Annotated in this window: 18 protein-coding genes and 1 pseudogene; 8 read left to right on the top strand and 11 right to left on the bottom strand. The window is 68.6% G+C overall.

Features of this window, described 5'->3' with window-relative positions; translation table 11 throughout:
- The first annotated feature begins 191 nt into the window (after positions 1–191).
- Complete coding sequence (locus SK803_RS02060) at positions 192–608, top strand: ribonuclease domain-containing protein (RefSeq protein WP_319963972.1); 417 nt, start codon at positions 192–194, stop codon at positions 606–608.
- 5 nt (positions 609–613) lie between these two features.
- Here SK803_RS02060 and SK803_RS02055 read toward each other — a convergent pair whose 3' ends face one another.
- Positions 614–1744: a PucR family transcriptional regulator gene (locus SK803_RS02055; RefSeq protein ID WP_319963971.1), complete on the bottom strand. Its 1131-nt coding sequence runs from the start codon at positions 1742–1744 to the stop codon at positions 614–616.
- Between the two features lie 175 nt (positions 1745–1919).
- Here SK803_RS02055 and SK803_RS02050 point away from each other — a divergent pair, with 175 nt between their 5' ends.
- A complete protein-coding gene (locus SK803_RS02050) occupies positions 1920–3692 on the top strand; it encodes an FAD-binding dehydrogenase (RefSeq protein WP_319963970.1) in 1773 nt (590 codons plus the stop codon).
- 102 nt (positions 3693–3794) lie between these two features.
- On the opposite strand, the gene SK803_RS02045 is transcribed toward SK803_RS02050, so the two are convergent.
- Positions 3795–4352, bottom strand: a complete 558-nt coding sequence (locus SK803_RS02045) for an AAA family ATPase (protein WP_319963969.1) — start codon at positions 4350–4352, stop codon at positions 3795–3797.
- Positions 4353–4360: 8 nt separating this feature from the next.
- Positions 4361–6295 carry a potassium transporter Kup gene (locus tag SK803_RS02040; protein ID WP_319963968.1) on the bottom strand — a complete coding sequence of 645 codons (1935 nt, stop codon included), beginning with the start codon at positions 6293–6295 and terminating at the stop codon, positions 4361–4363.
- Between the two features lie 254 nt (positions 6296–6549).
- Between SK803_RS02040 and SK803_RS02035 the strand changes: the two are divergent.
- The 3 genes and pseudogenes from SK803_RS02035 to SK803_RS02025 form a co-directional block, all read left to right on the top strand.
- Positions 6550–6783: pseudogene (locus SK803_RS02035) on the top strand (heavy metal translocating P-type ATPase); the annotation flags it as partial.
- Positions 6784–6890: 107 nt separating this feature from the next.
- The gene (locus SK803_RS02030) at positions 6891–7730 is read left to right on the top strand and encodes an SGNH/GDSL hydrolase family protein (protein ID WP_319963967.1); all 840 of its coding nucleotides are present in this window, start codon (positions 6891–6893) and stop codon (positions 7728–7730) included.
- Positions 7731–7768: 38 nt separating this feature from the next.
- On the top strand, positions 7769–8635 hold the full coding sequence (locus SK803_RS02025) for an SGNH/GDSL hydrolase family protein (protein WP_319963966.1): 867 nt from the start codon (positions 7769–7771) through the stop codon (positions 8633–8635).
- Here the strand turns inward: SK803_RS02025 and SK803_RS02020 are convergent.
- Genes SK803_RS02020 through SK803_RS02010 form a run of 3 tightly spaced genes read right to left on the bottom strand, consistent with a single transcriptional unit; the run spans position 8574 to position 11291 of the window.
- Positions 8574–10139, bottom strand: a complete 1566-nt coding sequence (locus SK803_RS02020) for a sensor histidine kinase (RefSeq protein WP_319963965.1) — start codon at positions 10137–10139, stop codon at positions 8574–8576. The two genes, SK803_RS02025 and SK803_RS02020, sit on opposite strands and share 62 nt — an antisense overlap.
- A complete protein-coding gene (locus SK803_RS02015; RefSeq protein ID WP_319963964.1) occupies positions 10136–10780 on the bottom strand; it encodes a response regulator transcription factor in 645 nt (214 codons plus the stop codon). Before SK803_RS02015 ends, SK803_RS02020 begins: the two co-directional genes overlap by 4 nt.
- A complete protein-coding gene (locus SK803_RS02010) occupies positions 10761–11291 on the bottom strand; it encodes a hypothetical protein (protein WP_319963963.1) in 531 nt (176 codons plus the stop codon). Before SK803_RS02010 ends, SK803_RS02015 begins: the two co-directional genes overlap by 20 nt.
- 177 nt (positions 11292–11468) lie before the next feature.
- Between SK803_RS02010 and SK803_RS02005 the strand changes: the two genes are divergently transcribed.
- Entirely contained in the window at positions 11469–12422 is a 954-nt protein-coding gene (locus tag SK803_RS02005) for a class I SAM-dependent methyltransferase (RefSeq protein WP_319963962.1), read from the top strand.
- Positions 12423–12564: 142 nt separating this feature from the next.
- Here the strand turns inward: SK803_RS02005 and SK803_RS02000 are convergent, their stop codons facing one another.
- From SK803_RS02000 to SK803_RS01985, 4 genes are all read right to left on the bottom strand, one after another.
- Positions 12565–12759, bottom strand: a complete 195-nt coding sequence (locus tag SK803_RS02000) for a hypothetical protein (protein ID WP_319963961.1) — start codon at positions 12757–12759, stop codon at positions 12565–12567.
- A 45-nt stretch (positions 12760–12804) separates the two neighbouring features.
- Positions 12805–13014, bottom strand: coding sequence for a hypothetical protein (locus tag SK803_RS01995; RefSeq protein WP_319963960.1), 210 nt, complete (start codon positions 13012–13014; stop codon positions 12805–12807).
- A 57-nt stretch (positions 13015–13071) separates the two neighbouring features.
- Positions 13072–13413, bottom strand: coding sequence for a hypothetical protein (locus tag SK803_RS01990; protein ID WP_319963959.1), 342 nt, complete (start codon positions 13411–13413; stop codon positions 13072–13074).
- A gap of 376 nt (positions 13414–13789) precedes the next feature.
- Positions 13790–14209, bottom strand: a complete 420-nt coding sequence (locus tag SK803_RS01985) for a hypothetical protein (protein WP_319963958.1) — start codon at positions 14207–14209, stop codon at positions 13790–13792.
- Positions 14210–15125: 916 nt separating this feature from the next.
- Between SK803_RS01985 and SK803_RS01980 the strand changes: the two genes are divergently transcribed.
- A complete protein-coding gene (locus SK803_RS01980) occupies positions 15126–16715 on the top strand; it encodes a hypothetical protein (protein ID WP_319963957.1) in 1590 nt (529 codons plus the stop codon).
- Here SK803_RS01980 and SK803_RS01975 read toward each other — a convergent pair.
- Positions 16712–17227: a DUF4386 domain-containing protein gene (locus SK803_RS01975; protein WP_319963956.1), complete on the bottom strand. Its 516-nt coding sequence runs from the start codon at positions 17225–17227 to the stop codon at positions 16712–16714. The genes SK803_RS01980 and SK803_RS01975 overlap by 4 nt on opposite strands.
- Before the next feature lie 63 nt (positions 17228–17290).
- On the opposite strand from SK803_RS01975, the gene SK803_RS01970 reads away from it, so the two are divergent.
- The gene (locus SK803_RS01970) at positions 17291–19846 is read left to right on the top strand and encodes a BTAD domain-containing putative transcriptional regulator (RefSeq protein WP_319963955.1); all 2556 of its coding nucleotides are present in this window, start codon (positions 17291–17293) and stop codon (positions 19844–19846) included.
- The last annotated feature ends 17 nt before the right edge of the window (positions 19847–19863 follow it).

Raw genomic sequence — 19863 nt, 5'->3', positions numbered from 1 at the left:
GGAGTTGATCAACTCGGGCGTTCAGAGGCTGTGATCGGTGAAGAGCCGATGTTTGGCCCATGGCTGCGCCATTTGTGCGAACGTGAAGCGGTCACAGCCGTTGCACGGATGGTTCCCCGCCGTTCACCGGCTCGTGGTGATCAACGGAAAAGATCACGACGTCCAACGATCCCTGCCGATGGAGGTCTGAAGTGCAAACCCTGCAACCGCACTGGACACGTCGCCTGTTCACCGCTCTCGCGATCGTCGCTTCCGTGCTCGGCGTGACCACTGTCGTCACGCCCGCCGCCGACGCCGCCGTCTACAACTCCTGCACGCAGTCGCGATGTTCGGCGGCCGTCACCGCCAACTCGACGTGGCGATCGAAGGGTTACCCGACCCAGCGCGACTGGTACGACTGGCCGAACGGGCAGTGCAACTTCGCGGGCGGCACGTTCCAGAACCGCGAGGGCCAGCTGCCGGCCGGCCACACCTACCAGGAGTTCGACGTCTACCCGCGGGCCTGCGGTGCTTCGCGGGACGCGTACCGGATCGTCCGGGACCGCACCAACGGCTACGTCTACTTCTCGCCGGACCACTACGCGAACTTCTACCGCATCACCACCTGAGAGCTTCACCTGGCGCTGCGGTCGATCCACGACCGCAGCGCCCACCAGGTGTGCAGCGTCGTCAGCACGTGCGACCGGCGTGCGTCCGGGTTCTCGCCGAGATCGACCGAGGTCAGCTCCACCAGCCGGTCGAGCCGGTACCGCACGGTGTTCGCGTGGATGTGCAGCGCCGCGGCCGTCGCACTGAGCCGGCCGCCGTTGTCCAGGTAGCACAACGCCGTCGCCACCATCTCGTGGTGGAACGTGCTCTTCGGGTCGAGCTGGCCCAGCAGCGAGTCCGCCAGCGTGCCGGCGAGTCCCGGGAACGCCGCGAGAGCGGTCTCACCAGCGAGATCCGTCAGCTGCTGCACACCCAGCGAGGCCCCGGCGGCGGCCAGCGCCTGCGTGCACATCGAGTAGGTCCCCCGCAACGACTTCAAGGGGGTCGCGGGCGACACCACGAGCAGATCGTCCGACCACGACGGCGGCACGTGCGTCAGTCCGGCCAAACGCCCTTCCACCAGCCCGTACACGCCGCCGAACGAGTGCAGGCGCTGTTCCAACGTCCGCGCGTGGCTCGGATCCGTGACACCGGAGACAACGCAGTGATAGCGCCCATCAGGACGTAGGCCGGCGCGCGCCAGTTCGGAGGCGTCCGGGAACTCACCGGACACGAGCAGCCGCCGCAGCACCTGGGCGTTGAGATCGCGGGCCGTGCGGGACAGTTGCAGCTCAGCCGTGTGATACCCGCTGATGATGTGCCGCTCGACGGCGCCGACGTAGTGGTCCAGGTCGATCATGAAGTCCAGGATCGTGCCGTCGGCGACCCCCAACGACCGCGCGAGTTCCACGGCCGCCCGGATCAGCTCGGTGCGTCCGGCGTGCACACCGCGCAGCAGCCCCGCCATGGACACGCCCTGCGCCGCACGGTCGGCGCCCAGCGACAGTGCGGCCGAGAAGTCGCCGTCATCGGGTGCCCCACCGCGTTCGAGGTGCGCGATCCCCTCGGACAGCAGGAAGGCGATGTGCCGCCGGTTCTCCTCCGCGGGCAGCCGCGCGACCTCGGGCGAGTAGCTTCGCGCGGCGTCGACGACCCGTTCGACCACCTTGTCGTCGGCGGCGACCGCTTCGAGCACCTGCCGGACCATCGCGGACATACCCGGCACAACGCCTCCGCACGCAGGTTGTGTGACGGCCACAACACAGCCGTCGCCGTTTGGTGGCGGGACCCTATCCCCCGCTCGGCGGTTGCTGGTTAGTTGCTTTACGCGAGAGTAATTCGCGTTGGCCCTGCACTTCAACGGCACAGTCTTCAATGAGGAAGGCCCTGCGATGTCAGACCTGAACATCAGCCGCCGCAACCTGCTTGCCGCGAGTGGCGCGATCGCGGCGAGCGCCACACTGGGGCAGGTGGTCGCCGGGGCGGCGCCGAGAGTCGACGCGGACGTGATCGTGGTCGGGCACGGCCTTGCCGGGCTGGTGGCGACCTCCGAGCTCGCCGCGGCGGGCCGCAAGGTGCTGCTGCTGGATCAGGAACCCGAGGCCAGCCTGGGTGGCCAGGCGTTCTGGTCGCTCGGTGGGCTCTTCTTCGTCAACTCCTCCGAGCAGCGGACCGCGGGTATCAAGGACTCGATCGAACTGGCCCGCGCCGACTGGTTCAACACCGCCGGGTTCGACCGCGGGGTGAACGACCCCACGGGCGAGGACTACTGGGGCGCCAAGTGGGCGGAGGCCTACCTGAACTTCGCCGCCGGCGAGAAGCGCGACTGGCTGTACGGGCTGGGTGTGCGGTGGGTGCCGATCGTGGGCTGGGCCGAGCGCGGCGGGCAGCTCGCCGACGGGCCCGGCAACTCGGTGCCGCGCTTCCACATGACGCTCGGCACCGGCCCCGGCGTGATGGAGCCGTTCGAGAAGAAGGTCCGCGACGCCGTCCGCGACGGCAAGGTCACCTTCAAGTTCCGGCACCAGGTCGACGGCCTGATCACCACCAACGGCGCCGTCACCGGTGTGCGCGGCACCGTCCTGGAACCCAGCACCGCCAAGCGCGGCACGCCCAGCTCCCGCACCAAGGTCGGTGACTTCGAGCTGCACGCCCCGATGGTGATCGTCACCTCGGGTGGCATCGGCGCCAACCACGACCTGGTGCGGCGCAACTGGCCGTCACGTCTCGGCCCGGCACCGCAGCGGTTGATCACCGGCGTGCCCGCACACGTCGACGGCAGGATGCTCGCGATCACCGAGCTGGCCGGCGGCCGGATCGTGAACCGCGACCGCATGTGGCACTACACCGAGGGCATGATCAACCACACGCCGATCTGGCCGGACCACGGCATCCGCGTGCTGGCCGCGCCGTCGTCGCTGTGGCTCGACGCGCGCGGCCGCCGGTTCCCGAACCCCGGAATCCCGTCGCTGGACACGCTCGGCACGCTGGAGCTGATCGGCAAGTCCGGCTACGACTACTCGTGGTTCGTCCTCAACAAGAAGATCATCGACAAGGAGTTCGTGCTCTCCGGATCCGAGCAGAACCCGGAGATCACCCGCAAGGACCTCGCCGCCTACATCGCGATGCGGCTGTTCAACAGCACGCCGCCGCCGGTGAAGGCGTTCATGGACAAGGGCGTCGACTTCGTCATCAAGAACAACCTGCCGGACCTCGTCGCGGGGATGAACCAGCTGACCGGCCAGAACCTGATCAACCTGGACGAGCTGCGCCGGCAGATCACCATCCGCGACCAGCAGGTCGACAACCCCTTCTCCAAGGACATCCAGGTGATGGGGATCCGCAACTCGCTGGCCTACAGCGGGGACAGCCTCGCCCGCACGGCAGGGCTGCACAAGCTGCTGGACTCCGGCGCCGGCCCGTTGATCGCGATCAGGATGAACATCCTGACCCGCAAGACGCTGGGTGGCCTGCAGACGGACCTGCAGAGCCGGGTGCTCGGGCCGAACGCCCAGCCGATTCCCGGTCTCTACGCGGCGGGCGAGGTCGCCGGGTTCGGCGGCGGCGGCGTGCACGGGTACCGCGCGCTGGAGGGCACGTTCCTCGGCGGCTGCCTGTTCTCCGGGCGGTCCGCCGGACGGGCCGCGGCCGCCGAAAGCGCCTAGCGGGCCAGGATCCTGGTCAGCGCCCCGAGAAGTTCCACGGCGGGGTCTGCGGTCTCCCCTGTTGACCGCCAGGCCACGAACCGATCGGGGCGCTGACCTGCGTCACTTCCCCAGCACTTCCAGCACCCGTTTCACCGAGCTGTCCGGGGATTCGACCGCAGAGTCGAGCACGAGGTGGTCTTCCTCCCACGGCTCCCACAAGCCGCGCATTCGCTCGACGTGCTGCCACGGAACCGTTGCGTGCCAACCAGGAATGCCCCGGCTGCGACCCTCGACCCGTTCGCGGTGCACCTGTTCGTCCGAGCACACGCACTCGACGCCGACGAACACGCCACCGAGCCGTTCGGTGAGTTCACGCCACTGGTCACGCACTTCACGGGTGTGTCCGGCCGCGTCCACGACGACGTCGATCCCCAGCTGGACATGCCTCGCCACCAGGGAAGTGAGCTGCAGGTCCACCACGGATTCGGCGTTCTCGTCCGTGATCGCGCGCGCCAGCACCAGCGAGCCCATCACCCAGTCCATCGAGAAGATCGGCGTCTTCAGCTGCCGGGCCAACGACTCCGCGAGCGTGCTCTTGCCCGTGCCGGGAATGCCCGCGACGAGCACCACCTGGGGACTCTCGGTGGTCGGCCGCAGGTTCAGGTAGGGCTCCGTCATGGCTCTACCTAAACATCGATGTGGGCGCCCATGATCACTGTTCGCTCTCGGGGCAATCCGAAGTGCTCGGCTGCGTCCGCGGTGATGTACGAGGTGGCGACGAACAGCCGTTTGCGCCAGCCCGCCATCGTCGGCGACTTCCCGCGCTGCAGCTCGATCTTCGACAGGAAGTACCGCGCCTGGCCTAGGTTCAGCTCGCCCTCGGTCCGCGCCGGATCCAGCAACGCGAGCGCGGCCGGCACGTCCGGCGTCTCCATGTACCCGAAGCTGGCGCTCACGTGGATGATGCCGTCGTCGCCGTACCCGAGGTCGTCGACCTCGACGCGCCGCTCCGCCGACACCCGCGGCACCGGCTCGGTCTCGATGGACACGATCACCACGCGTTCGTGCAGCACCTGGTTGTGCTCGACGTTCGCGCGCATGGCCAGCGGCGCGGTTTGCTTGCCACGGTTGAGGAACACGGCGGTGCCCGGTACGCGCGTCGGCGACAGTTCGTGCAGTTCCTCGATGAAGGCCTGCAGCGACCCTTCCGCCTCCCGGCGTTCCTTGGTGACGATCGCCCGGCCGCGTTGCCACGTCGTCATGACCGTGAACGCGGTGAGGCCGATCAGCAACGGCAGCCACGCGCCGTGCAGCAGCTTGGTCAGGTTCGCCGCGAGGAACAGCAGGTCGACACCCAGCAGCACCACGCACCCGAGCCCGATCACCCAGGCCGGCGCCCCGAACTTCCAGCGCGCGATGAACAGGAACAGCGCCGTGGTGATCGTGATCGTGCCGGTGACCGCCATGCCGAACGCGAACGCCAGCGCCGCCGAGCTGCGGAACGCGAACACCAGCGTCAGCACCGACACCATCAGCACCCAGTTGATCCACGGCACGTAGATCTGCCCGATCGTCGACTCCGACGTGTGCGCGATCCGCAACCGCGGCAGGTACCCGAGCTGCGCGGCCTGTGACGCCACCGAGTACGCGCCGGTGATCACCGCCTGCGACGCGATGACGGTCGCCGCCGTCGCCAGCACCACCATCGGCCAGCGCCCCCACTCCGGTACGAGCAGGAAGAACGGCCCGCTGATGTTCTTCTGGTCCGCCAGGATCAACGCGCCCTGCCCCAGGTAGCTGAGCACGCAGGCCGGCAACACGAGGAACAGCCACCCGCGCGCGATCGCCGGCCGCCCGAAGTGCCCCATGTCCGCGTAGAGCGCCTCGGCCCCGGTCACCGCCAGCACGACCGCCGCCAACGCGAAGAACGCGATGTCGAAGTGCCCGAACAAGAACCCGAGCGCGTACGTCGGCGACAACGCCTTGAGGATCTCCGGATGGCCCACGATCCCCGTGATCCCGGCCGCGCCGATCGCGCCGAACCACAGGATCATCACCGGCCCGAAGAACCGCCCGACCGTCGCACTTCCCCTGCGCTGCACCAGGAACAGCCCCACGATGATCACCGCGGTGATCGGCACGACGAACCGTTCGAGCTCCGGCTCGACGATCTTCAGCCCCTCCACCGCGGACAGCACCGAGATCGCCGGTGTGATCATGCTGTCGCCGAAGAACAACGCCGCGCCGAAGATCCCCAACGCCGCCAGCGTCGCCGCCGCCTTGCGCCCCTGCTTGGCCTTCCATCGGCGCAACAACGTGATGAGGGCCATGATGCCGCCCTCACCGTCGTTGTGGACGCGCATCGCCAGCAGCACGTAGGTGATGGTCACGATGATCATGACCGACCAGAAGATCAGCGACACGACCCCGTAGACGTTGTCGACGCTCACCGGCACCGGGTGCGGGTCGGCGGGGTTGAACACGGTCTGGATCGTGTAGATCGGGCTCGTGCCGATGTCGCCGAACACGACACCGAGCGCCCCGACGATCACCGCGAGCCGGACGGTGTCGTGCGCGAGCTTCTGGCGGGACGGCGTGTCCGCAGTCTGCTGATCAGCCACGAGCAACCCCCTCGACCGCCTGGTGCCCGCAAGATAACCGCCGCTCAGGTCCGTCGCAGAGCGCTACCGGGTGATCTATACGCGTTCTTGGCGGCCTGGCCCGGTCCGGGGCACCACGACTGGCACAAGGCGACACGGACAACGCCGTGACGCGGCGAAGCGGCAGGTCAGTGCGGTGCCGCGATGGGCACCCGCGGAAGTGCCGTGAAGTCAGGCGGCTCAGTGGCGCCCACCTTTGACATACTCATACCCCTCTAGGGTATAAAGGTGGCACGGGCACAGATGTCGCGATCGAGGCCAGCGACCTCACGCTGGTGCGGGGCGACCTGAACGCCGCGGTGGACGCGATCCGGCTGTCACGGCGCACGCTGTCCACGATCAAGGGCAACCTGTTCTGGGCGTTCGCCTACAACGTCGCCGCACTGCCGCTCGCGGCACTCGGCCTGCTCAACCCGATGATCGCGGGTGCCGCGATGGCGTTCTCCTAGGTGTTCGTGGTGAGCAACAGCCTGCGGTTGCGCCGCTTCCGCTGACAGGGCCCACACGGCGCGTTTCGTAGCCTCGGCACATCAGTTCCCGATGGACAGGAGCAGGTGTGCCGAGGTTCGCGCTGGTCGTGGCGTTGCTGGCGGCGTTGGCCGCGTGCAGCTCGACCCCGCCGCCGCCCGCCCCGACGCCGACGCAGAGCAGCGCGCAGACCTCTGAGCAGCAGGTTTACCTGTCGATCGGCGACTCCTACGCCACCGGGTTCGCTCCGGGCGGCACCGGCGAGAGCTTCGCCCAGATCGTCGCCAAACAGTCCGGGCTCAAGCTGGTCAACCTCGCCTGCAACGGCGCGACGTCGATCGATCTCGCCTCCAAGCCCGCGTGCGGGCCGGACGCGGGAGGCAAGACCCAGCTCGACGCCGCGGTGGACGTGGTGAAAGGCGGCAAGGTCGGCCTGGTCACCGTGGTGATCGGCGGCAACGACCTGGCGCCGTGCGCGTTGTCCCAGGAACCGCTGGCGTGCGCCACCAGAACCGTCGCCGACATCCAGACCAACGTCGCCGGCACGCTCAGCGAGCTGCGGGAGGCCGCGCCGGACGTGAAGATCGTCGGGTTGACCTACCCGGACGTGTTCCTCGGCGCGTGGGTGAACCCGTCGTTCCCGAACGGCAAGAACCTCGCCCAGCTGTCGGTCGCGATGTTCCAGGACTTCAACACCAAGATCGCGGCCCAGTACGGCCGGTTCGGTGCGAAGTTCGCCGACGTCACGAGCGCGACCGGCGGTTACGGCGTGCTGACCGAGCTGACCCAGGACCCGAAGTACGGCCAGATCCCGGCCTCCGTCGCCAAGGTGTGCGCGCTCACCTACTTCTGCGACCGCACCGACGTGCACCCGACGCCCGCGGGCCACCAGGCGATCGCGGAGGCCGTCACCGCCGCGAGCCGTTGATCACGGCGGCCTCACGGGTGATCTCGTATTCTCGGGGTGTGCGGAGGTTTGTGCTGGTCCTGGCCTGTGCGGTCACGGTACTGACCGCGTGTTCCCCGAGTGCGGCTCCTCCTACCATCGTCGAGGCCGGGCAGCGGCTGTACGTGTCGGTCGGCGACTCCTACGCCACCGGGGTCGGGCCGAACGGCACCAGCGAGGGGTTCGCCCAGATCGTCGCCCGGCAGTCGGGCCTCGGGCTGGTCAACCTCGCCTGCAACGGCGCCACCTCCGCGGACCTGCTGACCCAGGAGGCCTGCGAACCCGAGGCCGCCGGCAGGACGCAGGTCGACGAGGCCGCGGACACGTTGCGCTCCGGCCAGGTCGACCTGGTCACGATGGTGATCGGCGGCAACGACCTGCTGGAACCGTGCGCGGTGGCCCAGGACCCGATGGACTGCGCGACCTCGGCGTTCGTCGACACCAAGACCAACATCGCCACCGCGCTCACCAGGTTCCGCGAGGTGGCGCCGAACGTGAAGATCGTCGGGCTGAGCTACCCGGACGTGTTCCTCGGCGCGTGGGTGAACCCGGCCCTCCCGGACGGCGAGGCCCTCGCCCGCACGTCGGTCGCGCTGTACGAGGACTTCAACCGCGAGATCGCCGCCGAGTACGCGAAGTTCGGCGCGACGTTCGTCGACGTCACCGGTATGACCGGCGGCTACGGTGCGCTGACCGAGCTGACCGAGGATCCGAAGTACGGCCAGATCCCGGCCTCCGTCGCCGAGGTGTGCGCGTTCACCTACTACTGCGACGACACCGATGTGCACCCCACACCGGCAGGCCATCAGGCCATCGCGGACGCCGTCATCGCGGCAGGTCGCGGAACTCCGCCCGCACCGTCGTCCCACACCCCGCCGACGAAGTGACGGTGAGCCGCCCTCCCGCCGCCGCCACTCGATCGTCCAGCGCGCGCACTCCGGAAGCGCCGCCGATTCCGTCGTCGCTCACCTCGACCGCGACCCGCCCGTCCACGCAGGTGACCTCGATCCGCACCTCACGGGCCTGGGCGTGCTTGGCGGCGTTGGTGAGCGCTTCCGCGACCACGAAGTAGCAGGTGCGTTCGGCGACGGGCGAAAGCCGCTCTTCCGGCACGCCGACGAGCATCGCAGCCACCGCGGAGCGTTCCACCAGCGACAACAGCGCCGGTCCGAGGCCGGCGTCGGTCAGCAGCACCGGGTAGATGCCGCGGGCCAGCTCACGCAGGTCGTCCAGCGCCCTGGCGAGTTCCTCCCGTACCGCGACCAGCAGCTCGGGCGCGTTCTCGGCCAGCCGCAACGTCAGCAGCACCGACACCAGCCGCTGCTGCGCGCCGTCGTGGAGATCGCGTTCGACCTGCCTGCGCGCCTCGTCCGCGGCCTCCACGATCCGCTGCGCCCGCATCTCGTTCTGCACGGCCAAAGCCGCACTCGCAGCCACACCGCGCACCAGTACGGGATCCAGCGCGGGATCGTGCACGAGCGCCGCCAGCCGCGTGCCACCCGCCTCCAGGTAGGTGACGCCACGGGAGGTCGGCGCCAGTTCGCCGTAGACGATCTCCAGCGACGGGTCGTGCAACGTGCGGGCCAGCACGGACCGCAGATCGTCCGGCAGCCCGGCGCCCAGCGAGACCGCCAGCTCCCCCACCGCCGACCGGTCCAGCCGCGCCCGCACCAGCCCGTAGAGCAACGCCAGCGGCCACCCGACCAGCACGATCTCGGTCGACCACTGCAACAGCACCTGCACGGCCGGAGGCAACCCGATCAACGCCGCCACGTACGTGACGACCACCGTCAGCACGATGGCCGCGCCACCCCACACGACCGGGCCAAGATCGCGCCGTGCCACGCTCCCCGACCGCAGCCAGCGCGTGATCATCCGCGCCAGCAACGCGCTGAGCAGCACGATCCCGCTGATCATCACGACGACCGCGACGGCAGGCACGCCCGGCGACAAGACCTCGCGGATCACCACGATGTTCTGCGGTCCGCCGACCTGCGCCAACAGCAGCCACGCCACGTTCACCGGCACCGTCAGCAGGTAGGCGACACCCACCACCACGCGCTGCCAACGACTCGTGATCCGTCCGCTCGGATAGGTGACCAGCAGGTGCCCGAGCACCGCCAGGTAGAGCGTCTTCGTGGCGACTCCGACGGCGAACGCCACGTCGTTCTCGATCGCCCCGGTCAGCCGGACGAACCACGCCAGCCCGACCGCGATCATCAGCTGCCCTGCGACGCTGTCCGGGCGCCGGTCCGCGGCCTCGATCCCGGCACCGATGAACGCGAGCCCAACAGCCAGGTTCAGCACCACGGCCGGCACCGACACCTCGTAGCCGCCCCACACCAGCGCGGCCAGTGCCAGGAATCCGGTGCCCAACCAGAGGATTCTCATCGCCGCAGGTAGGCGAGCACGGCCAGCACCCGCCGGTTGTCGTCAGGTCCCTGCCGCAGCCCGAGTTTCGTGAACACCGACCGCACGTACGCCTCGACCGTCTTGGGGCTCAGGAACAACCGCTCGCAGATCGCCTGGTTCGACCGTCCCTCGGCCATCACGGCGAGCACCTCGCGTTCCCGTTCCGACAACGACTCCAGCGGATCGTCCACCCGCCGCCTGCCCACCAGCGTCGCCACCACGCCGGGGTCGATCACCAGGCCGCCCGCCGCGACCCGCCGGACCGCGTCGGCCAGTTCGGCCGCGTCCGCCACCCGGTCCTTGAGCAGGTAACCGGCCCCGCGGGCGTCCGAATCGAGCAGCCGCAACGCGTAGTGCGGCTCGACGTGCGCGGAAAGGACCAGCACCCCGATGTCCGGATGAGTCCTGCGGATCTCCTGCGCGGCGTCGAGGCCCTCGGTGGTGAAGCCCGGTGGCATCCGGATGTCCACGACCACGACGTCCGGCGGGTCGGCGTGCACCAGAGCCAGCAGCCCCGCCGCGTCGCCGACCTTCGCCACCACCTCGAACCCCGCGTCGGTGAGCAGCCGCGCCACGCCCTCGCGGAACAGCGCCGCGTCGTCAGCCAGTGCTACCCGCATGCGCCGATGGAACCACGTGCGCCGGGTGCCTGCGCCGCCACACGAACACCAGGACCGCGTTCACCACGACAAGCCCGGCCGCCGCGGGGTAGAGGTGCTGCATCGCGCCCGCGGTGTCGCTCACCACGAACGTCCACGTGATCTTGAACAGCCCACCGCCGTTGATCGCGACCAGCGCCCACACCAGCGAACGCCGCCACAACGCCGCGGCCAGACCACCGAGCATCACCGGGACGAGGAAGGCGATCGCGATCTTCGCGGGCGTCCACTCCCCCAGCAGGTACTCGCGTTCGGCGGCGAGCATCTCGATCGCACCCGCGGTCGGATGTTCTGGCGCCGGGAACCAGGCCATGCTCGTCGCCAGCGCGACGAGCGTCAGCGCCAGGCCCCACCAGCTGCGTTTGTAGCTGAAGTAGGCGAACGGCAGCAGGAACAGCGGCCGGATGTACCAGCTGAGCTCGTTGTGGTGGCGGGCCCACGCCCACGACCCGAGCTCGTTGAGCCACTCCATGTCAGAACTCCCTTCGAGTGGCTCCCAGGGTTCTCGTTCCCGATCACCGAAACTACGAGGGCATCCCGTGAACTGTGGGCAGGGTTATCCCCGTATTACCCGAAAGCCTCTGTTCGTCGGACGCGCCGCCTGACAGGCTCTGGAACCGTTGCCACAGCGAGGAAGAGTGTTCTTTCGATGACCGTGCTCCCGCACAGCACTGACGCCCTGCACCGGCTCAGCGACGCCGTCGACGGCTTCCTGCGCAGTGAGAAGGAGTTGAACCTCTCCGATCCTGCCTCGCAGAAGCTGCTCGGAGGCCGTTTCCGCACGTTGGGCGACCAGATCCGCGCCAGCGCGCAGACCGGTGTCCCGGACGAGGACATCGCCGCGGTCGTCCAGCCCGTCCGCTCCGCCTGCGCGCGCACCCCGTTCATGCGCAGCGAAGAGGAGTGGACCCGCGGCTACCCGAGCGACTACCGCCTCGTCGAGCACGTGCTGGCCCAGGCCAACAACGTCACGCCGAACACCCTCGCCTGGCACGTCGAGGCCATGCTGCAGAGCTCGCCGATGACCCAGCAGGTGCGCAACCGGGTGATGCACCAGACCCGGCTGATCGGCGACATGCTGACCGCCCCGCGCAACGGCCCGCGCTCGGTGCTGCTGATCGCGTCCGGTGCCGCGCCCGACCTGCGCTCCATCCCGCCGGGCATCGTGCGGCCGGGCGACCGGTTCGTGCTGACCGACGTGGACCCGGACGCCCTGACGTTGGCCCAGAAGCGCCTCGGCCTGCTCAACGACTTCACCACCGTCGTTCCCGGCAACATCTTCCGCGCGTTGAACCCGTTGGCCGAGCTCGGCCCGTTCGACCTCGTGCTCGTCAACGGTCTGTACGACTACCTCAACGACCGCGCGGCCGTGCGGCTGACCGAGGCCGTGCTGACTCGTCTCTGCCGTCCGGGCGGCACGTTCTACTTCTCCAGCGTCACGCCGGGCAACCCGTTCCGGTGGCCGTTGGAGTACCTGATGGAGTGGCAGCTGATCGAGCGCGACGAGGCAGCTGTCCGGGCGCTGTTGCCGGGGTGCGACGTGTCCGTCGGCCGTGAGCCGACCGGGCTGGCGCTGCTCACCCACGTTCGGACGCGCCGTTGACATCAACGGCCGAATCGCGGTCACGAACAGGACTCGGGCGCTAACAGCGCGGACGGACGCCCGATGACTCACCCATCAGCCTCGCGAGGTTTACGGCAGGTGGGCGTATGTCCGAGGATCCAGCCAGACCGGTTCCGAATGTCTACGAACTGCGCGTCCACGGCGTGTTCGGCACACCACCCGAGTCGATGCTCGCCGACCCCTTCCCCGAACAGGTGTGGGGCGACGACGTGGCCCGCTTCTTCCAGAAGACCGATCCGGTCGTGGCGGGCGGCAGGCCCAGGAAGGTCGAGGCGTTCCACTGGGGCCGCTTCACCTCTGGCAGTGCCACCCGCACGCTGTGGTTGTTGCTGCTGCCGTTCGCTCTGCTGAACCTGTCGCGCTACATGTTGCTCAGCAAGCGGAAGTTCCCCGACGGGGTCCTGCGGCTGCTCGGTCTCGTGCTGACCTCGTGGCTGGTGACCAACGTCGTGTACGTGTCGCTGGAGTTGATCGTGCGGCAGTGCGCGAGCAGGGCGACGTGCTTGCAGGACAACAAGTGGCTGAACTTCATGGACGACTGGCCGTACCGGTGGCAGCTGGCGCTGGGCATGGCACCGGTGCTCCTCGTGATCCTGCTGCTGTGGTGGTTCGGCCGGCAGACCTTCCTCTACAGCCCCAACGCCGAGTCCGGCGAGTGGGAACCCGAGGCCGGCAGCATGCGGGACAAGAAGTTCTGGCACACCTCGCCCAAGGCACCGGTGTTGCGCGCCCTGCACGTGGCCGCGGCCTGCGCGACAGCCGGCGTCTTGCACGCGGGGATGCTGAACACGAAAGTGCCCGGCAACAGGATCGAGCAGTGGGACTGGCGGTGGTGGGCCGCGGTGATGCCTGGTGCGGCCATGATCGTCCTGGTGATGGTCGTCGTCTGCGTCGTGCCGAGCGCCAAGCCGTGCCAGAACCGGCGATCTCGCGACCCGCTGCAGGTTCCGCCCTGGATCGTCGCGCTCAAGTGGATCTCGCTCGGCTACTTCGCCCTCGCCTCGGCCGCGAGCGTCCTGGCGCTGTGGGAGGTGGCCAAGCCCAAGGCGATCGAGCTGCCGCAGGCCGGGTTCGAGGTCGTCGCGCTTGTCCAAAGTGGACTCGCCGTGCTGCTGCTCCTCGCCATGGCATCGTCCTGCCGCGGACCGAAGGACGAGCGGCCGACGGCACCGCACCGGGCGTTCAAGCCGATGTGGTTCGGATTCGGGGCGTTCTTCATCGCGATGTTCGCGACGATGCTCGGCGCCGGGTTCAGCGGCGGCCTGACCTACCGGGTGGCCGATCTGCTCGGCAACCCGATCGGACCGCTCCCGTTTCTCGCGAACGGCACCCGCCAGATCCCTGGTTCAGGGGAGTTCGAGCTGAGCGCGACCTACTGGACCGGCGTGCAGCTGTGGGGCTTGCTGGCCGTCGTGTTCCTCGTGCTGCTCCTGCCGCTGCTCGCCGCCGCGCTGGTGAAGCACTTCAGCGCCGCGGTTGTGCTGCTGGCAGGGGCAACTTGCGTGCCGGTCGTGATCGCCTACGACGTCTCCACGACGTGGCGGTGGATCCTGATCGCCGGAGCGGTCGTGTTCCTCGGCGGTGGGGTTCTGTGGTGTGCGCTCCACCTGCACAGCGAGGAGCTGGATCTCCTGGTGCGCAAGGACTATCGCGGCGAAGAAGATGACGGCGTCGTGGTGACCGAGACCGGCGACGTTCCGCAACCGCGTGCCATCGGCAAGGTCGTCACCTCGTGGCGGCTTGCGCGGACCAAGTACCGCTACCACTGGGCGCTGGGCACGATCTGCGTTCTGGGCGGCGGCCTGGTCACCGCGGCGGGCGTCTTCGCGCTGAGGCAGATGCTCGGGAGCAGGCCGGACATCGACCCGTTCAAGGACCTGGCGGAGCTCGGCGGCTGGGTCCTCTCGGGCCTGGTGACCCTGGTGGTCCTGATCGGCGTCAAGTCCTGGCAGGGACAGAAGATGCGGACCGCCGTCGGTGTCGTGTGGGACCTGATCTCGTTCTGGCCCCGGTACGCGCATCCGATCTGTCCGCCACCGTACGGCGGTCGCGCCACGCTGATGCTGTACGACCGGGCGAAGCACCTCGTGAGCAAGGACAACGTCGTCGTCCTTTCCGGACACAGCCAGGGCAGTGTGGTGTGCGCGGCTGCCGCTCTCCTCCTCGACCGCGATCCCGAGGCACCCAACGACCAGTTGCGGCTGATCACATACGGCTCACAGTTGCAGTGGGCGTTCGCCAGGCTCTTCCCGCGCTATCTCGGGTACGAGGAGCTGGCGTGCATCCACAGGAAGTTCGCCGGCCGCTGGTGGAACGTGCACCGCTGGACCGACCCGCTGGGCGGGCATGTCGTGGTGTGGCCGGATTCCGCCAAGACGAACTACCCGATGTCCTCTCCTGGCTGGAAGAGCTTCGGTCCGTTGCCTCACACGAAGATCAGCCAGACGCGATGGTACGAGCGGCTGGGCAACGAGATCCGGCTCCGCGATCCGGAATCCGTCGCCTCCTGGCCCGACCGGCCGCGGTCGCCGTTGCGCGGGCACAGCGGCTACTACCTCGATCCGACGTTCGACGTACTCGTCGCTGACCTCGCCACCGCCGAAGTAGCGAGCAACGAGCCCGGTGGTGAGCCACCGACGCTGCCCCGCCTCTTCCACCCCCTGGCCAGAGGGGCGACGGGTCATGAACCTCGCCGAGATCGCGCTGATCCAGTTCGCGGCCGGCGGACTCGAGCTCGACTGCGCGAAGCTTCCGCCGCCCAGCACCTCCGACGGCTGGCACCACGTCCAGGCGACCTTGGTCAGCCGGCTGCTCGATGGCACCTTTCCGGTGCACCACCGGGGTGTTCGGCTCAGGAACGCACGCATCGTCACCAGCGGCAGGGAACCGCTGTGCCTGGACCGGCTGCGGTCCGACGTCGGGTTGCGGTTGAAGGATTGCCTGCTGGACTGCGCCATCTGGGCCAGCGACGCGCGGCTGCCATGGCTGGAGGTGAACGGCTGCGAGCTGCCCGAACTACTCGCGGACCGGATCAGCGTGGCCGGGTCGGTCTACCTGCGCGGGTTGCGCACGACCACGGCCGGTTCCATGGGCACGGTGCGGCTGCTCGGCGCCGACATAGGCCACAACCTGGAACTGGACGGATCGCGCCTGCACAACCTCGGCGTCGGTCCCGGCCTGCACGCGGAGGGGTTGCGGGTCGGGCGTGCGTTCCGGTTCCGTCACGGCAACGTCAGCACTCGTTGCGACACCGGTGCGATCCAGCTGGTCAACGCCAGGGTCGAAGGCGACCTGTGGCTCGACGGCACGGTGGTGCGCAACGTCCGCGGACCGGCGCTCAACGCCGAGGGGCTGCGCGTCGAGGGCTCGCTGATGCTCTCTTCGGGATTCGAGGCGCGTGCGATGTCGGACGAACTGGCGACGGTACACCTCATGTCGGCGAGCATCGGCGCGAGGCTGGACCTCGGCGAGGGGCGGGCCACCACCGGCCTGTCCTACGGCAGGTCCGACGACGACCGCACGCGAACGCACGCGGTGCTGGAGAACACCGGCGGCAAGCATTTGACGCTCGACCTGAAGTGCGCCCGTGTCAACGAACTCCGGTTGCCCGACGAGACCGTGTGCACCTCGGACCAGGACTGGTGCGGCGTCGACGACAAAGTCGTGCTGGTGGGGTTGAAGTACAACTCGCTGTCCCAAGAATCCATGCGCCCGAACTGGCCGCACTGGCTCAGCACGCACGCCGAGCCGTTCGACAGCGAGCCGTTCCAGCACCTGGCCACGATCATGCGGGACGCGGGCAAGGCCGGACGGGCCAGGAAGGTCCTGATCGCCCTGGAGGAGGAACGGTTCCGGCGCCGGTACCGGCCGAGTTGGGGCACCCGATGCTGGCACGTGATCAAGAGGGTGTTCACCGGGCACGGCTACAAACCCGGTCGCGCGCTGGCCGGACTGCTCGCGGTCGTCGGAGTCGCGGTGGTGTTCACGCTGATCGCAAGGGCCAACGGCTGGATCAGCCGGCCCGCGCTGCTGGTGGAGGGCCTCGGCGGCGACGGCGACGGGATCGCCTGCAGCACAGGTGACGCGATCCGGCTGGCCGCGGACCTGTCGATCCCGCTGATCAACACAAGCGGGCGTCTGCGCTGCGACTTCGAGCACTACGGGCTCGCCCAGCAGATCGGCACGGTGGCGGGCATCGTGCTGCAGATCCTCGGCTGGGCGTTCGCGACGTTGTTCGTCGCCGGGTTCTCCGGTGCCGTGCGGAAGATCTAGCCTTTGCTGAATCCCTTCACCAACAGCCAGACGGCGAGCACCATCTCGTTGATCGCCAACGGCACGAAGAGCGCGCCTGCCTGTGTCTGTTGGAGGATGTCGAACAGCACGAGCGCCGCGCCTCCGAGGTAGGGCACCACGGCGATGAGTGCCCACACGGAGATCCAGCGCGGTACGAGCCTCGACCGGAACAGCAGCGTGTTCAGAAGTGCGACGCTGACGCAGAAGTAGATCGCGCTGGCGTGGCCCCACAGTTCGTCGATCTGGATTTGTGCGATCGGGGCGATGGCTGTCATCAGGAGGACGACTTCGAGTGTCCTGGCGACGACGTACCCCATCGCCAGGCCTTCGCCGTGTTGTTTGAGGATCGGGAACAACGTCGGTGCGATGAATGCGATGGCCACGGCCATGATGAACACGCACAGCCCACGGGTGGTGCCTTGTGTGGCGGCGCTGACCACTCCGGCGGCCGTTGCGGTGATGAAGAGGGAACCAACAACACGTGCTGTCATGCCGCTGAGGTTGGCCATTGGCGGTGTGCGGTTGGTGTGCGTCTGGTGTGTGAGAATTCGGCGGTGTGGATCGGTCTGCTCGGCGGTGTCCACGCTGTCGGCGACGACGGCGTGCCGATCGACGTCGGTCCGCCCCGGTCTCGGACGGTGCTGGCGGCCCTGGCCTTGTCGCCCGGTGTGCCGCTGCCCGTCTCGCGCCTGATCGATCTCGTGTGGGGTGACTCGCCGCCCTCGGCCAAGGCGCTGCAGTGGCACATCGCTCAGCTGCGGAAGGCTCTGGGACCTTCCGCGATCGCACGGGTCGGTGCCGCTTATCGGCTTGATGTGCCGACCGATGTGGAGCTGTTCCGCTCGTTTCTTCGTGCCGGTGATGCCGCCGCGGCCGTTGCGGCGTGGGGCGGGGTGCCGTTGGCCGGGTTGGATGCGCCGGGGCTGGCCGGGGCCGTTGCGGGGCTCACCGAGGAGTGGTTGGGCGCGGTCGAGATGGACTTCTCGCGCCGTGTGTCTGCGGATCCGCGCTCTGTTGTTGGTGAGCTGTCTTCGTTCGTGTCTGCCTATCCGACCCGTGAGGAGCTCGCGGCGCTGTTGATGACGGCGCTCTGTCGGAGTGGTCGGCAGGCCGACGCTCTCGCGGTGTATCAACGGGTTCGGCAGCATCTGGTGGAGGAGCTCGGGGTGGAGCCCGGGCCTTCGTTGCGGGCGGCGGAACAGCAGGTGCTGGCTCAGGCCGAGGTGCCGGCGCCGGTGTTGATCGGCCGTGCTGCTGATCTTGCCGCGGTGGCCGGGGCGTTGCGGCGGGCGCCGGTGGTCACGTTGGTGGGGCCGGGCGGGATCGGCAAGACGCGGCTGGCTTCGGCTTTCGACGGTTCTTTCGTGTCGTTGGCGGAGATCAGCTCTTCTTCGGATGTGCCTCGAGCCGTTGCGGATGCTTTGGGGATTGTTGAACGCCCTGGCGCGACGGTGGCTCAGGCCGTGATTGCTGCACGGCCGTCGTTGTTGGTGTTGGACAACTGCGAACACGTGCTTGACGGCGCTGCGACGTTCGCCGCTGCTGTGTGTTCGTCGGTGCAGGTTCTGGCTACCTCACGGGAACGGCTTTCCGTTGCCGACGAGCAGGTTGTTGTTGTGTCGCCGTTGGATCGTGACGCGAGCGTTGAGCTGTTTGACGTTCGTGCGCGCGCTGCCGACCCCTCGTACGTGGGCGATGGTTCTGTTGCGGACCTGTGCGGGCTGCTGGACGGGATTCCGCTGGCGATCGAGCTGGCAGCGGCGCGCGTGCGGAGTCATCGGCCCGCCGAGCTGCTGACCCGGCTCGACATCGGGGTGCGGCGGACGGGGTCGGCACGGCATCGGACGGTGCGGGCCGCGGTTCAGTGGTCCTACGACCTGTTGTCGGCGGCCGAGCGTGCGTTGTTCTGCCGGCTTTCGGTGTTCGCGGCGCCCTTCGACCTTGATGCGGTCGCGGACGATTCCGTGCTCGGCGATCTGGTTGAGCGGTCGATGGTTTCTGTCCGCTTCGGACCGTTCGGGCGCCGGTTCCGGTTGCTGGAACCGTTGCGGCAGTTCGCTTCTGAGCATTTGGTCGATCGTGCTGGGGCGATGACACTGCACGCGTCGTGGTGTCTGCGGCAGGTTTCGGCCGTTGGCGAGCTGTTGGCCGGGCCCGGCGAGGTTGAGGGTGTCGGACGGCTCGCGGAGTTGTGGCCGAACCTGCGTGCGGCGGTGACGTGGGCGCTCGAGTCCGGGGATCTCGCGCTCGCGGATGCGCTGGTGCGACCTGTCGTGACGGAGTTGCCGCTGCGGGGGCGCCGGGAGATCGGCGACTGGGCCGAGCAGCTCGCACCCGGCGGGTTCTGGCTGGTCTGGGTGGCTGAGCGGAACACCCAGAGCTCCAGTCCGGCCGCGCTGCCCGACACGCCGGACCATCCGCTCAGCCGGTACGCCCGCGCCTATGCCTCTGGTGACGGCCAAGGGCTCGCACAATGCCTGCCCGAAGCGTTGTCCTCAGTGGACGATCCGCACCTCAGGGCGTTCCTGGAGCTGATGCCGTCGGGCACGTTGCTGGGTATCGGGCAGTTCGGGCACGTCGACAGGACGGTCTCGAAGCTCGCGGACCGGTATCGGAGGCTGGGCCCACCCACGCTGCTGCACTGGACGTTGCAGACGCTCGGCTACAGCGCGATGTTCCAGGGCCGTGACCCCGATCCGTTCTTCGACGAGGCGGCGGACGTCGAGCTGCCGCCGGGCACGTTGTCGGCCAACAAGACCACCGAGGCGCGCCGGGCGTTCCGCCGGGGCGACCAAGGCAAGGCGTTCGAACTGCTCGCGGCGCACATCGACGAGCTGCTGGAGACCGGCAACTTGGTGGCGGCCAGCGTGGTGGCGGTCGAGTTCATCGCCATCACCAAGGAGAGCATGCGCGACGAGGCGTCCAGGGTGCTCGGCTATCTGCAGCACGCCAACGACTTCGGGGCGTTGGCCGCACAACGGCTCGTCAACGGGCTCACCACCACGTCGGCGAGGATGGACGACCGCGAGGCGTTGCTCTACATGCGCGCGGTGCTCAGCGCAGACCGTGCGCGGCTCACGGCACAAAGACCACCAACCGGCCAGGCGTGAACCCGGCCCGGCCAACA

This window comes from Lentzea miocenica (genome assembly GCF_033949945.1).
GTDB lineage: Bacteria > Actinomycetota > Actinomycetes > Mycobacteriales > Pseudonocardiaceae > Lentzea > Lentzea miocenica.
This window is presented reverse-complemented; position numbering and strand designations above follow the sequence as displayed.

Excerpts from the sequence above, each read along its gene's own strand:
- SK803_RS02055 (WP_319963971.1), bottom strand. The coding sequence starts at position 1,744 with ATGTCCGCGATGGTCCGGCAGGTGCTCGAAGCGGTCGCCGCCGACGAC.
- SK803_RS02050 (WP_319963970.1), top strand. The coding sequence starts at position 1,920 with ATGTCAGACCTGAACATCAGCCGCCGCAACCTGCTTGCCGCGAGTGGC.
- SK803_RS02045 (WP_319963969.1), bottom strand. The coding sequence starts at position 4,352 with ATGACGGAGCCCTACCTGAACCTGCGGCCGACCACCGAGAGTCCCCAG.
- SK803_RS02020 (WP_319963965.1), bottom strand. The coding sequence starts at position 10,139 with ATGAGAATCCTCTGGTTGGGCACCGGATTCCTGGCACTGGCCGCGCTG.
- SK803_RS02015 (WP_319963964.1), bottom strand. The coding sequence starts at position 10,780 with ATGCGGGTAGCACTGGCTGACGACGCGGCGCTGTTCCGCGAGGGCGTG.
- SK803_RS02010 (WP_319963963.1), bottom strand. The coding sequence starts at position 11,291 with ATGGAGTGGCTCAACGAGCTCGGGTCGTGGGCGTGGGCCCGCCACCAC.
- SK803_RS02005 (WP_319963962.1), top strand. The coding sequence starts at position 11,469 with ATGACCGTGCTCCCGCACAGCACTGACGCCCTGCACCGGCTCAGCGAC.
- SK803_RS01995 (WP_319963960.1), bottom strand. The coding sequence starts at position 13,014 with ATGCCCAGCGCCAGCTGCCACCGGTACGGCCAGTCGTCCATGAAGTTC.
- SK803_RS01980 (WP_319963957.1), top strand. The coding sequence starts at position 15,126 with ATGAACCTCGCCGAGATCGCGCTGATCCAGTTCGCGGCCGGCGGACTC.
- SK803_RS01975 (WP_319963956.1), bottom strand. The coding sequence starts at position 17,227 with ATGACAGCACGTGTTGTTGGTTCCCTCTTCATCACCGCAACGGCCGCC.